The sequence below is a fragment of the Bradyrhizobium sp. ORS 278 genome (genome assembly GCF_000026145.1).
In the GTDB taxonomy this organism is placed as follows: domain Bacteria; phylum Pseudomonadota; class Alphaproteobacteria; order Rhizobiales; family Xanthobacteraceae; genus Bradyrhizobium.
Genome location: NC_009445.1, coordinates 1,530,518 through 1,543,740 on the forward strand (window position 1 = coordinate 1,530,518; position 13,223 = coordinate 1,543,740).

The window sequence follows — 13,223 nt, forward strand, 5'->3', positions numbered from 1 at the left end:
AGATTTATTCCCGGACAGCCTAGTGTGGCGCGGGACGATGGCACAGCGGCGATGCCGACGGCTCGATATGTTGACTCGCCGGGCGGAGTCAGGGAAAAGCGCCGCGTGACGGCCTTGTTCCCCAATACCGACAGCCCGACTGCGCGCTCGCTGCGTGCCGCGTGGGTGACGGCTGCGGGGATCATCGCCGGTATGACGATCATGAGAATCGTCTATGCTGACGCGCTGGATCTGCGGACTGACGAGGCGTATTACTGGACCTGGTCCAAAGAGCTGCAGCTCTGCTTCCTCGATCATCCGCCGATGATCGCATGGTTCGTCCGGTTCGGGACCGCGCTGTTCGGCGACACCAATCTCGGCGTGCGCTTCGGCGGCATCGTCGCGATGGCCGCGTCGCAACTCCTGCTCGCTGATATCGTTCGCCGCGTCACCCACGACGCCCGCGCCGTGATCCTTGCGGTGCTGCTGCCGGAGGCCGCGCTCTATTACGGTCTGCTGATGGCCAAGGTCGCGCCTGATATCGCCGCGATCCCTTTTGCGCTGGCGATGGTCTGGGCGCTGGTGCGGCTGACAGAGAGTGACGACGGCCGCTGGTGGCTCGCGGCCGGCCTGTTCGGCGGGCTCGCGCTGCTGTCCAAATTCACCGTCGTCATGCTGCTGCCCGCGGTGGCGGCGTTCCTGCTCGTGCCGGCTTGGCGCGGCCGCTGGCTCGCCAGCCCGTATCCCTGGTGCGGGGCACTGATTGCGTTGGCCGTTTTCTCGCCCGTGCTGATCTGGAATGCGCAGCATGACTGGGCCTCGTTCCGGTTCCAGTTCGTCCGTGCGACCGCGCCGCGTGATTTTTCCGTGCGGACGCTCGGTGATTATCTCGGGCTGCAGTTCGGGCAAGTCGGCTTCGTGCTGTTTCCGGTCACGCTCACGGCTCTGACGCTCACGGCCTGGCGCGGCTTTCGCGCACGCGAGCCCGTCGCCATCCTGCTGTCGACTGCGGTGCTGGTGCCGTTTCTGTATTTCCTCTGGAAGTCGCTCACGCTGCGGATCGGTGATACCTGGCCGATGTTCATGTGGCCGATCGGCTTTGCCGCGGTAGCTATCAACATCGTGAAGCTGCAGACGGCGGGCGCGCCGGCCTGGTTCATCCGCTCGTCCGTGCGCTGGGCGCGCATCGCGGTCGGCACCGGGATGGCAATGGTGGTTCTGATTTTCCTGTACTACGTCGCTGCTCCCTGGAATTTCCTCGGCCGCACCGATCCGATCGGGGCCGAGGCGGGCTATCGGCAGGTGGCGGCGCGGGTCGAGCAGGAGCTGGAAAAAACCGGCGCGAGCTGGATCGCGACCTCCGACTATCGCACCTATGCGATGATGCGCTGGTTCTTCAGGGGGCGCGTGCCGGTGGTCCAGATCAACGAGCGCGCCCGCTTCATGGGGTTTCGTGATCCCGGCATCGGCTTGATTGCAGGACATCCGGGCCTCTATGTCGTGCGGGAGCCGGACAGCACCGGCCCCCTGCTGGCGGGCACGACGGCGCGCCGCGAGCGGCTCGACACGGTGGAGCGGAGCTGGCGCGGCGTGGTCACGGACAGCTACGCATTGGACAGGCTGACCGGCTGGACGCCGGAGCTGTCGCCGCCGCCGGACTCGCCTTTCTATCAGTGGCGCTGGCTCGCCGGCGATCTCGACAACAAGCCGCGTGGCTGATCATGTCTCCTCGTTCTCCTGCTTGCGCAGGAGATCCTTGGCAAGATCGGCCAGCGCCGGACGGGGCAGAGCCGCGAACGGCATCGGCCGGGTCACGTCGATCGCCGCAAGTCCAAGCCGCGCGGTCAGCAGGCCATTGAGCACGCCCTCGCCAAGCCGCTGCGACAGCTTGGCGGCAATGCCATGCCCCAGCACCTGCTGGATCAGGCTGTCGCTTGCCGCCATGCCTCCGGTGATGGCGAGATGCGCAATGACGTGGCGCAGCAGGCTGATCATGCCGAGCGCTCCGGGCCGTCCGCCATAGAGCATCGCCAGCTGGCGGATCATCCGAAGGCTCGCGACAAACACGAACAGCACGTCGATCATCGCGCGCGGGCTGACCGCGGTGACCACCGAGACGCGCTGCGCCGCGACCGACACCAGCCGCCGCGCCTCGATGTCGAGCGGCGTCATCAGCTCGCGCTCGGCGAGCTTGATCATGTCGGCGCCATCGATGATGTCGTCGGCATGGCCGGCAAGCTCCGCGCGGGGACGCGCGAGTCTCGGATTGGCATGGGCGATCCGCAACAGCTCGGAGATGACAGCGCGGCTCTCGGCGCGATCATCGGACAGCAGCACGGCAGCAGCGCGCGCATGCAGCTTCTCGATCGTGGCCAGCCGTACCAGCCCATAGGTCTCGCGCCCGATCACGGCCGCGAGCGCGACCGCGGCGGCCGCGGCAAAGCCGGAGCCGACATAGCCGAGCGCCTCGCTGCGCGCGAACAGATCCTCGATCAGACGGGTGACGCCGAGGCCCAGCCCGAGCAGGACGAGGCCGCTGACCGATCCCCAGAACAGTGCCCCCCAGCGGAAGCCGCGCCGCGCCGGCAGCACGACGTCGACGGGCACCGGCAGTTGCGCCGGATCGGCTTCGGGCGTGATCTGGATGGTGCCGCGGCCGGGCCGGCCGGCCTCATCGGCGTCGACCACCACGACGTCGGGATCGTCGAGCCGGAAGGTCTGGGGACGGCGGGGCTTGGCGCGATCGCTCATTGCAGCCGGTCTCCGATCAGGAACTGAAGGGCGCGGTCGAGACGAATATGGGGCAGCGCCGGCTCGCCGCCAGCGTCAGGCGCCAGCAGCGGCGGACGGAAGCGCAGGAAGCGGAAATCGGTGCCGTCGGCGGCGGCGCTCGAGAGGCCGCGATAGGCGTCGCCCTTGAAGAGATCCTCTGCATCGGCCGGCAGCTCGCCGGGAAAGGTCGCGACCTCGGTGTTGCCGTCGAAGATCTCGCCATTGGCGCTTTCGCCGGCTGCGGGGGTGCCGAGCAGCGACGGCAGCTTGTCGCGGCCGCGCGCGACCAGCGCCTCGCGCGTCGCGCGCACGGCTGCCAGCGCAACGACGTCAATCGCAGCGCCGGTGCTCTCGGCGCGGCTCACCGCGCGATTGACGGCGCGGCGCAGCACCGCCTCCAGCCGGTCGTGGCTGGTGTGATGCAGATGATCCGCTTTGGTCGCGGCGAACAGGATGCGATCGATGCGCGGCCGGAACAGGGTGGACAGCACGGAGCTGCGTCCAACGCGAAAACAATCCAGAATGCCCGTCAGCGCGGCCTCGAGATCGTGCAGCGCCTCCGGTCCGGCGTTGAACGCGGCAAGCGCATCGACCAGCACGATCTGGCGGTCGAGCCGGGCGAAATGGTCGCGGAAGAACGGTCTGACCACGATGTCCTTGTAGGACTCGTAGCGGCGCGCCATCATCGCCCACAACGATCCGCTCGGCGCCTGGCCTTCGGGCGGCAGGTCGAGCGGCGCGAAGGTGAGCGCGGGCGAGCCGGCGAGATTGCCGGGCATCAGAAAGCGACCGGGCGGCAGCAGGCTCATGGCGAAGCGATCGTCGCGGCAGGCGCGCAGATAGTCGGTGAACAGACGCGCCGCTTCCAGTGTCGCCGGCTCGTCTTCGCGCCCCGTCGCGGAGAGTGTCGCCAGATGTGCGTGCCACGCGGCGGCCACATGCGCCCGCGGCTCGCTGCGCGACAGCGCCAGGCTCTCGCGCGACCACGCCTCGTAGCTCGTGTTGAGCAGCGGCAGATCGAGCAGCCATTCGCCGGGATAATCGACGATGTCGAGCGTGAGCGTCCGCTCCGCGCCATTGCCGCGCTGGAATTCGATCACCAGCCGCAGTTCGCTGATGTCGACCGTCGAGCTCGGCCAGCGCCGCTCGGCGACCAGCGCGCGCAGGTGGCTCTCATAGGCAAAGCGCGGCACGCCGTCGTCCGGTTGCGGCGCGAGATAGGCGCGTGCGATGCGGCCGGAGGCCAGTGCCTCGAACACCGGTAGGCGTCCACCACGTACGAGCCCATGGATCAGCGCGGTGATGAACACGGTCTTGCCGGCCCGTGACAACCCGGTGACGCCCAGGCGAATCGTGGGATTCAAAAAGCTCTCGCCATAATCGAGCAGCGCGCGGGCCGAGAGCCGTGCTTCCTCGACGAGTTCGGAAAAGGTCACCATGAGAGGGAAGAGATTCGCCAATTGAAAAGGTCGTGAGCGATTTTTGACAGGTGGCGATGCAAAACGCCGGATTCAAGCTCACATTTGCCGCCCGTTCCAGGTAGAACCACGGCTTGAACGGAACGTTGACCACTGGAAACCATAATCGTCCTTCCAAGATCGTCTCCGGCAAACCAGCGCCAGGTTCCTCGATGAGCGTCTTTCAACTGAAGCAGTTCGCCTCCACCTCCGTCCACGCCGCCACGGGGGCGATGCGTTGGAATTACGACAAGGTCGAGATGATCGCCGACGGCGTCGTCCACATCGTGGGCATCGCCGCGGGGCTCGTCGCCACCACGGTCCTGGTGGTGCTGACCTCGATCTATGCAAGCCCCATCGACATCGTCGTGGTGTCGATCTACGTCGCAGGTCTCTTGTCGATGCTGATCCTGTCGGCGACCTACAATCTCTGGCCGGTGTCGCCGACCAAATGGGTGCTGCGCCGGTTCGATCATTCGGCGATCTATGTGCTGATCGCGGCCACCTATACGCCGTTCATCGCCGCGCTGAAGGACACCGTGTTCTCCGTGGCGCTGCTGCTCGGCGTCTGGGGCGTGGCGATTTTCGGCATCGTGCTGAAGCTGCGCTGGCCGGGCCGGTTCGATGCGTTGTCGATCGGGCTGTATCTGGCGCTCGGATGGAGCGGCATCATGATGTACGACCGGGTGATCGCGGTCATGCCGACCTCGGTGCTCGCCTGCGTGCTGACCGGCGGCATTCTCTACAGCCTCGGCGTGATCTTCCATTCGTGGCGGCGCTTGCGCTTCCAGAACGCGATCTGGCATGGTTTCGTGTTGCTGGGCGCCAGTTTCCATTATACGGCGGTGCTCGATCTCGTCCTGACATAGATCATTCCAGGACAAATTCCGTGCGGAGGGCTTTGCATGCAGGTGACCGGCAAGATTGTAGTGGTCACCGGTGGAGCCCGTGGCATCGGCAAGGCGCTGTGCGAGGCGTTTGCCCGCGACGGCGCAGCCAAGGTGATCGTGGCAGATCTCGACGAGGCCGGCGCCAAGGCGGTCGCTGACAGCATCGGCGGCGCTTCGTTCCGCTGCGACGTCTCGCAGGAAGCCGACATCAAGCACCTCATCGAGGAGACCGAGCGGCAGTTCGGGCCGATCGCATTGTTCTGCTCCAATGCCGGCATCGGCGGCGGCTTCGATCCATTGTCGGTGAATGTCGGCGGCACCTCCGACGAGCCGTGGGCGCGCAGCTGGGCCATTCACGTGATGGCCCATGTCTGGGCGGCGCGGCACCTGATCCCGCGCTACAAGGCGCGCGGCGGCGGATACTTCCTCAACACGATCTCCGCGGCCGGCCTGTTGTCCCAGGTCGGCAGCGCGCCTTACTCGACCACCAAGCACGCCGCCGTCGGCTTCGCCGAGAATCTGGCGATCTCGCACAAGGTCGACAATATCAAGGTCTCGATCCTCTGCCCGCAGGGTGTCGACACCGACATGCTGCGCGCGATCCCCAAGGGCCCCCAATCCGGCGACGGCGATCTCACGCCGGAGCAGGTCGCGCAGGACGTGCTGAAGGGCCTCGCCGAGGAGAGCTTCCTGATCCTGCCGCATCCCCAGGTGCTCGGCTACATGCGCAAGAAGACCGAGAACTACGACCGCTGGCTCGGCGGCATGGCCAAGATCCAGGCCAGGATGCGCGAGGAGTTCGGGACGTAGGCGGAGGCGATGCATGCCTGCGGTGGGTGGACGACGTCCATCAACACCCTCCGCTGTCGTCCCGGCGAAAGCCGGGACCCATAACCCCAGGAAGTAGTTCGAGGCCTGTGCGTCGACCACCTCTCTCGACGACTTCGGCCGCGGCGTATGGATCCCGGCGTTCGCCGGGATGACGATGAAAGATTGCGTGCACGCCATCGACGGCAGCGCGTAGGTGGGCAAAGCGGCTGCCCAGGGGACGGCTGCGTGCCCACCGCGGATCTGCACATGCGGCGCGAATGGTGGGCACGGAGCGCGAGGCAGCGGAGTTTGTTGTAAGCAGCGTGCATGCGCGCCTTTGGCCCAACCTATCGCAGTGTCACTGAGGCTCCGTGACTCACACCTCAAACAGCTCATGATGACACGACCTCGCGCTCCCGCGGCGCAGGACGCCCGAGTGGTGCATCGACAATGTCCCTTCTGTGATACGAAGGGCGCAGGGAATGCCGGGTGACGGCGTCACCCATGGCCCGCCTGCGGAAAAAAATGCAGGCGGCAGGTACCACAGGTTCTGCCGGATCGACCCGGCATTCCCCGCGCGATGGTTTTCACGCTTACTCTGCGCTCTCCCCGGTGTCCGGCTTGTGAGCCACCGTCGCCCGTGCGATGCCCCAGGCATCGTCGCGGACTTGGCGCCAGCGTCGGGGCGCCAGGACCACGCAACTTCACGTCCGCAAGAAGCGTCGTTCGTCCGCGCCTCCGCAAGGAAGCGCTGCAACGTCTCGCGGCCACCGCATCCCCGCCTCGCGTGTCGTGACGATCGCGCGCAACGCCCCTCCGTGATGAGGCGGGATGCGCGGAACAATCGTCGTGATTTGCCCGACGGCGCAAGGCCTCGGGCCGCGACATTTCAACACGACGGGCAATTTCGACATGGCAGCGCTGTCTCGAATGCCCGCCGGGCAATTCATGTCGATGCGGGGCCTGCGGCATATCGCGCACCGGCCGCCTGGGCGAGCCGCGCCGATTGTGGACATTTGCCGGACGACGAGCGCCGTTTGCGGCGCCGCTGCGGCGGGACGGTGCCTCCGGCTCGAAGTTGGACTAATTAGTTTCATGAATGTGCGGTCAGCGGCCGCGCATCGGCGCTTCGAAGCGCCTTGTTGCGAATGCTCCTCATGATCGCATGAAATCTCCCCAGCGCGGCAAAACTTCCGCCGACCTTTGCCGATCATTTCCGGGCAAGGGGAGCTGGTGGCGCACTCGCTGCGTGTGAGGTCGGCAACGCCCCGACGTGTTCTCGATCATCTCTGCTAAGTCACGGCGTTTCGTTGCAACCTCATGCACCTCATAAGGCCGGCGCGTTCGCGGTGCGGACGAAGCGGCTCATGGTGACCCGATCCCATCGCGGGGTCACGCTTGCGCTCGTCGAGGTACTGCTGCTCACGGTGATGGTCGTCGACACGGCGTCCGCGCAGCAGGTCATCAAGGCCAAGCCGAGTGATGTCGTGCCGGGACGCGCCGACCGGCTGTTCTTTCGTCACATCACCGCGCGAAGCATCTACTACAACGTTCCCAGGATCGCGAACGACAGTCGGACGCTGATGATGCGTCAGGATCCGCGCAGCATCAGCGCATTGTTACGGCCCGTTCGCGAGGCCGGTGCGCCGGCGCTCGCGGCACCAGGCAAGTCCGGTCCGCCGGCAAGCTTCGGTTTCGCAGCGTTCCAGCCGGCGCGCGGTGCCGTCGTGGCGGCACCGGAGGCGCCCCGCGCGTCAGCTGCGATACAAGCCGTCCCGCCGCAGATTGCGGCCGCCGCTCCTGTCGCGCAACGTCCCGCGACGGCTGAGCAGACCGTTGCCGCGGCGCAGCCGGCGGCGGTGCTACGCAATCGCGACGTTCTGCCTGATCGGAATCTCGACACTGTAAAGCCGCCGCCGGTCACGCCCGAGGCCAAGCCCTATGATCCCACCGGCATCACGGTCGGCTCGTTCCTCGTCAAGCCGGCGGTCGAGATCCAGGCCGGCTATGACACCAATCCGACGAGGCGCAATGGAGGGCAGGGCTCGCCGGTCGTGATCGCGGCCACGGAGGTCTCGGTGCGCTCGCAATGGGAGCGGCACCAGCTCAACGCCGACTTCCGCGGCGCCTACACCGAGGACACCAATGTCCGCTCGCTCAGCCATCCGACCTTCGAGGCGCGCGCGCAGGGGCGCTACGACGTCACCGAGGGGACCGCGCTCACCGGCGAGGCACGCTTCGTCAATGATGCGCTGGCGCTGCCCGGCGCCGTCAAGCTGCCGCGCGCCACCACCTTCGGCGGCAGCGCCGGCGTGCTGCAGAAGATCGGCCCGACCGAGATCGCCTTCAAGGGATCGGCCGACCGGGTCGTGTTCAACGACGCCATGATCACGGCCAATCTGCCCCTGCGAACGCAGGACCGCAACTACACGCAGCCCGGCGCGCAAATGCGCGTCACCTATGTGCTGACGCCGAACATTTCGCCCTTCATCGACATGAGCTTCGATCGCCGCAACCACGATCTGCAGGTCGATTTCAACGGGCAGCGGCGCGACTCCACCGGCATTGCCGGACGCGCCGGCGCCGTCGTCAACATGGGATCGCTAACGGGAGAAGCTTCGGTTGGCTATCTCACCCGCCGCATGGATTCGCCCATGATGCCCAACATCAGCGGCGTGATCGCGGACGCGACGCTCGCCTGGGCGGCGACCGAGGCGACGACCTTCGTGCTGGTGGCGCGCTCGCAAGCCTCCGAGACGCCTGCGATGAACGTCTCCGGCATCCTGTCGCGCGACGCCATTCTGCAGATGGATCATCAATTCGAGCCATGGCTGATCGGCACCATGCGCGCCGGCTACGGCCAGGACCAGTTCGTCGGCATCGGCCGCACCGACCAGCGCATGTTCGTCGCAGCCGGCGGCGTCTACAAGATGAACCGCAACATCCAGCTGAAGAGCGAAGTGCGCACCGAATGGACCTGCTCCAACGTCGCGCTCAACAATTTCATGGCTGTGGTCGGCGTCGTCGGCGTCAGGGTGCAGTATTGAGTCATTGAGCCCGGCGGAGAAGCGACACGGTCGTGCCGCTATCCGCCGCGCGATGACTGCCGAGGCTGCGGAGTCTGGCGAGACTCTCGCTTCGCCTCGAGGGCGATCAGGCCGCGGTCGGGCTTCGCCCGTCGACGCGCCCACTTTGGCGCCGCGCCGATCAGGCCACGGACCGGTCAAATCAAACGTAGCGGCGCGTCTCGAACCATGAGACCCCGAGCATCTCCCCGCGATCGGATGGGCACATCGACTCCGCATCAGGACGTGACACTGAATGCGCTCCAGATCGAAGCGAGCGCGCGCTCGCTCCTAAAAAAACGCCCCGCAAGGGGGCGGGGCTCGAGGCATGAGCATGTCGGGTGGGGTGGGGCCGGGGGCAGCGCACGCGGCGGGTGAGGTCGAGTCCCGCCGCGTGATCACCACCCCCAGCTGCTCGGCATGCCGCTGGTGACGGCCTTGTTGTCGTTATCGGGCCCGCGCCGCTCCAGGGGGGGTGACGACAGAGCGACGCGGAACGCCGGGGCCTTACTGCTCGAGCGCGGCGAGTGCCGCGTTGCCGATCTGCTGCGCCTCGGCCCAGGCGGCCTGGGTCGCCTGCTGGGCGGCGGTGTAGCCGGCCTGGATCTGCTGCTGGGCGGCCGCCCGCAGCGCCTGCTCCTGCTGTTCGCCGCTCTCGCGGGCCTGGGTCAGGGCCTGGTTGTCGGCGTTCAGCGTCGCGTTGGCCTGGTTGAAGGCGGCCGCAGTGGTCTGCGCCTTGGCCTGCGCGGCGGCCAATGCGGCCTGGTTAGCGGCGGTGTTGGCGCGCTCGACCTGCTCGGCGGCTTCCTGCGCGTCCTGCGTCGCCTGCTGCGCGGCCTGGCGGGCCTTTTCGAGCGCCTGGCGGTCGGCGTTCACCTTCTGCTCGGCAGTTTCGACCGCGGCGTCGAGTGCGCCGATCTTCTGGTTGAGCGCGGCCTCGACCGTCTTCTGGTTCTGGGTGGCTGCGGCCTGCGCGGCCTGGCTCTTCTGCTGCGCGACCGCGCGGGCCTGCTCGCCGGTCTTCAACGCCGCCTGCAGCGCGGCCTGCTCGGCGGCTTCCTTGGCCTCCTGGTTCTGCTGGTTGTTGTTATTGTTGTTCGCGTTGCCGCCATTGCCCGCCGCAGCGCCGCCATTATTGGCATTGCCGCCATTGTTGGCGTTGCCGGCGGCCTGGCCGGCCTGCTGAGCGGTCTTGCCAGCCGCCTCGGCGGTCTCGCGCGCTGTATCCTTGGCGGCGTTGGCGGCTTCCTTGGCCTCGTTGGAGACGTCGATGTCCTTGTCGAGTTTCTGGAAGGCAGCCTGCAGCGCCGCGGAGGCTGCGGTCAGCTTGGCGGCCGCCGCCGTGGCGGCTGCCTGGTTGGCCGCGGTCGGATTCTTTTCCGCCTGCTCCTGCGCTTCGATCGCGGCGCCCTTGGCATTCTGCTCGGCTTGACGCGCGACGTCGATGGCCTTGCGGTCGGCGGCGACCTGGGCCTCGGCGGCCGCTGCGGTCTGGGCTGCGGCTGCTGCGGCCGCATTGGCCTTGGCGACCGCGTCCGTGCTGCTGGATGCTGCGGCAGCGGCCTTGGCGGGCGTGGCAGCGGCGGCAGGCGTCGCGGCAGCCTTGGCCACGGCGACGGTGGTTGTGGCCGCGGTGGCTGTCGACTTCGCGGCCGTCGTCGTGGTGGTCGTGGTTGCGGCGGCGGTCTTGGCCGTTCCGGTCGTCGTCGTTGCAGCGGCGGGCTTGGTGGTGCTGACGGCTGCCGTCGTGGTGGTCGCAGCGGCAGCTGCAGTGGCGGTCTTGGCCGCTGCCGCGCTCGCAGCCGTCGTCGCCGCGGTCGATGCGGCTTTGGCGGCCGCGGTGGAGGCCGCGGTCGAGGCCGCGGTCGAGGCCGCCTTGGCGGCGGCATTCGCAGCAGCCTTGGCGGCCGCGTCGGTCGCGGCCTTCGCGGCAGCCTTGGCCGCCGCATCCTGAGCGGCCTTGGCGGCAGCAGCCGCGGCGGCCTTGGCTGCCGCCTCCTGGGCCGCCTTGGCGGCAGAGGCGGCCGCGGCCTTCACGGCGGCATCCTGGGCGGCCTTCGCGGCGGCGCTGGTGGTGGCGGAGGTCGCCAGGGCGGTCGTCATCGCCTGCGCGTTGGCATGGTGCGGCAGTGCCGTGACTGCCAGCGCGGCCATGAGGGCCAGCATGCTGACATGCCGATAGAGCTCGCTCTTTCCGGCCGCCGTTTGAGGGGTCTTCTTGTCCGCCATCAGCTCAACTCCATTGGTACGCTGGATTGGATGATGGAACCTTTTGATAATGATTTTTGCTTGCAGAATGGTCGGACCTTGCAAGCAGCATGGCGGCGGCCTGCAACCTGACGGCAGGATTTCGCGATGTTTGCGGCGGAGCGGCTGCGGCGCGATGGCGCAGGCAAGCAGAAAGCTTTCGAAACAAACGCTTGCGGCTAAAGCCGCCGGTTGCACCGTTGCGGCGGGGTTGTGGGCATTCGGCGGCCAGCCATGGCCGTGCCACGGATGATGCGACGTATTATCGCATCATCCGAGATTGACAGCGCGTCCGCTCAGCGAACGCGAGCTCAGCGCTTCTGCGCATAGAGCAGCGGCACCGCGGAATCGACCATCACCTCCACGAGGCTGGTGCCGTCGTGGGCGAGGCCGCGGGCGAGCGCGGCGGGCAGATCGGCCGAGCGACTGACCCGCACGGCGTCGCAGCCCAGGCCCTCCGCGAGCTTGACGAAGTCGAGGCCGGGCAGCTCGAGCCCGGGCACGTTGCGCACCTGCATGACCTGGCTGAACGAGCGCATCGCGCCGTAGCCGGAATTGTTGATGACCACGATCGTCAGCCGCAGCTTTCGCTGGGCTGCGGTCCACAGCGCCTGCAGCGAATACATCGCCGAGCCGTCGCCGATCAGGCAGACGATGCGGTCGTTCGGCCGCCCCAGCGCCATGCCGACTGAGGCCGGCAGGCTGTAGCCGAGGCCGCCGCTCGCCATCGTGTAGAACGAGTCCGCGCCCGGCATCGGCATGTATTTGTACATGACCGGACGGTGCGAGGGGATCTCCTCGACGATGGCGGCGCCGGGCGGCAAAGCCTGCGACAGCGTGTGCAGCAGATAGTCGACCGGGATCGGGTCGGACGCGTCGGGCGGCTCCGGCATCACGCGGCCCTTCGGCGCGGCGCGCTGCGACTCCGGCAAGAGTTCGCGCAACAGCGACAGCGCGGGACGCATCGTCGCGACGATGCTGGTTCCGATCGGCGGCACGCTCGCGCCCTCGGCATCGTCGGTGATCTGATAGAGCGTGGTCGCGCCGTCGAAGATCGCGGCATGGCCCTCGACGTGGAAGGTGAACACCGGCGCGCCGATGACCACGACGATGTCGTACGGCTTCAGCGCCTCCGACAGCTGTCCGGGGGAGGCGTGCAGGAAGCCCTGGAATTGCGGATGCCGCTCCGGGAACGAGCAGCGCGCCGAGAACGGGCTGACCCAGACGCCGGCCTTCGCCTTCTCGGCGACCTGGACCATCAGGTCGACACAAGCGGCGCGGTCGATGCCAGGGCCGACGACGAGCGCGGGGTTCTTGGCCGCTCCGAGCGCTGCGACCAGCTCCTCTATCGCGGCGCGATCGGGGCCGAGCTCGCGGCTGACCTTTCGTGCCGCGACCGGCTGCGCCGGATGCATCCAGTCGTCGATCGGGATCGATACGAAAGTCGGGCCGCAGGGCGGCTGCATCGCGGTGTAGTAGGCGCGCGCGATCGCGCCCGGCACATCCTCGGGCCGCGCCGGCTCGACGCTGTATTTGACGTACGGACGCGGGAATTCGCTCGGGCGTTCGGCGTAGAGGAACGCCTGCAGCGGCAGGATCGAGCGCGCCTGCTGGCCGGCGGTGATGACGAGCGGCGTCTGGTTGCGATGCGCGGTGTAGATGTTGCCGAGCGCGTTGCCGACACCGGCGGCCGAATGCAGATTGACGAAGCCGGCATTGCGCGTCGCCTGCGCATAGCCGTCGGCCATGCCGACGACGGAAGCCTCCTGCAGGCCGAGCACGTAGTCGATATCGTCGGGCCAGTCGCTGAGGAATGGCAGTTCGGTCGAGCCGGGGTTGCCGAACACCTTCTTGATGCCGAAGGCGCGCAGCAGATCGAAGGTGGCCTGCTTGACGGTGACGGGCTTGGTTGTTGTCTTCTTGGCCAAAGGCGTCCCTCGGATTGCCGTCATTGCGAGGAGCGAAGCGACGAAGCAATCCAGAGTTCCGGGCAAAGCCCTGGA

8 protein-coding genes are annotated in these 13,223 nt (G+C 67.5%); 4 read left to right on the top strand and 4 right to left on the bottom strand.

Features of this window, described 5'->3' with window-relative positions:
- The first annotated feature begins 192 nt into the window (after window positions 1-192).
- Entirely contained in the window at window positions 193-1,698 is a 1,506-nt protein-coding gene (locus tag BRADO_RS06725; protein ID WP_041756193.1) for a glycosyltransferase family 39 protein, read from the top strand.
- Here BRADO_RS06725 and BRADO_RS06730 read toward each other — a convergent pair whose 3' ends face one another.
- Window positions 1,699-2,730: a YcjF family protein gene (locus tag BRADO_RS06730; RefSeq protein WP_011924560.1), complete on the bottom strand. Its 1,032-nt coding sequence runs from the start codon at window positions 2,728-2,730 to the stop codon at window positions 1,699-1,701.
- Window positions 2,727-4,190 carry a YcjX family protein gene (locus tag BRADO_RS06735; RefSeq protein WP_041756194.1) on the bottom strand — a complete coding sequence of 488 codons (1,464 nt, stop codon included), beginning with the start codon at window positions 4,188-4,190 and terminating at the stop codon, window positions 2,727-2,729. Before BRADO_RS06735 ends, BRADO_RS06730 begins: the two co-directional genes overlap by 4 nt.
- 191 nt (window positions 4,191-4,381) lie before the next feature.
- Here BRADO_RS06735 and BRADO_RS06740 point away from each other — a divergent pair, with 191 nt between their 5' ends.
- The 3 genes from BRADO_RS06740 (at window position 4,382) to BRADO_RS06750 (ending at window position 8,955) form a co-directional block, all read left to right on the top strand.
- Entirely contained in the window at window positions 4,382-5,077 is a 696-nt protein-coding gene (locus BRADO_RS06740) for a hemolysin III family protein (protein WP_011924562.1), read from the top strand.
- 36 nt (window positions 5,078-5,113) lie between these two features.
- On the top strand, window positions 5,114-5,908 hold the full coding sequence (locus tag BRADO_RS06745) for an SDR family oxidoreductase (RefSeq protein ID WP_011924563.1): 795 nt from the start codon (window positions 5,114-5,116) through the stop codon (window positions 5,906-5,908).
- A 1,367-nt stretch (window positions 5,909-7,275) separates the two neighbouring features.
- The gene (locus tag BRADO_RS06750; protein WP_244422974.1) at window positions 7,276-8,955 is read left to right on the top strand and encodes an outer membrane beta-barrel protein; all 1,680 of its coding nucleotides are present in this window, start codon (window positions 7,276-7,278) and stop codon (window positions 8,953-8,955) included.
- A gap of 525 nt (window positions 8,956-9,480) precedes the next feature.
- Here the strand turns inward: BRADO_RS06750 and BRADO_RS06755 are convergent.
- Complete coding sequence (locus BRADO_RS06755; RefSeq protein ID WP_011924565.1) at window positions 9,481-11,202, bottom strand: hypothetical protein; 1,722 nt, start codon at window positions 11,200-11,202, stop codon at window positions 9,481-9,483.
- A 329-nt stretch (window positions 11,203-11,531) separates the two neighbouring features.
- Complete coding sequence (gene mdlC / locus BRADO_RS06760; protein WP_041756195.1) at window positions 11,532-13,148, bottom strand: benzoylformate decarboxylase; 1,617 nt, start codon at window positions 13,146-13,148, stop codon at window positions 11,532-11,534.
- Window positions 13,149-13,223: the final 75 nt, after the last annotated feature.

What these genes read in the sequence shown, in the direction of transcription:
- BRADO_RS06735 (WP_041756194.1), bottom strand. Translation starts at nt 4,190, where the DNA reads ATGGTGACCTTTTCCGAACTCGTCGAGGAAGCACGGCTCTCGGCCCGC.
- BRADO_RS06730 (WP_011924560.1), bottom strand. Translation starts at nt 2,730, where the DNA reads ATGAGCGATCGCGCCAAGCCCCGCCGTCCCCAGACCTTCCGGCTCGAC.
- BRADO_RS06740 (WP_011924562.1), top strand. Translation starts at nt 4,382, where the DNA reads ATGAGCGTCTTTCAACTGAAGCAGTTCGCCTCCACCTCCGTCCACGCC.
- BRADO_RS06750 (WP_244422974.1), top strand. Translation starts at nt 7,276, where the DNA reads ATGGTGACCCGATCCCATCGCGGGGTCACGCTTGCGCTCGTCGAGGTA.
- BRADO_RS06725 (WP_041756193.1), top strand. Translation starts at nt 193, where the DNA reads ATGACGATCATGAGAATCGTCTATGCTGACGCGCTGGATCTGCGGACT.
- BRADO_RS06745 (WP_011924563.1), top strand. Translation starts at nt 5,114, where the DNA reads ATGCAGGTGACCGGCAAGATTGTAGTGGTCACCGGTGGAGCCCGTGGC.
- BRADO_RS06755 (WP_011924565.1), bottom strand. Translation starts at nt 11,202, where the DNA reads ATGGCGGACAAGAAGACCCCTCAAACGGCGGCCGGAAAGAGCGAGCTC.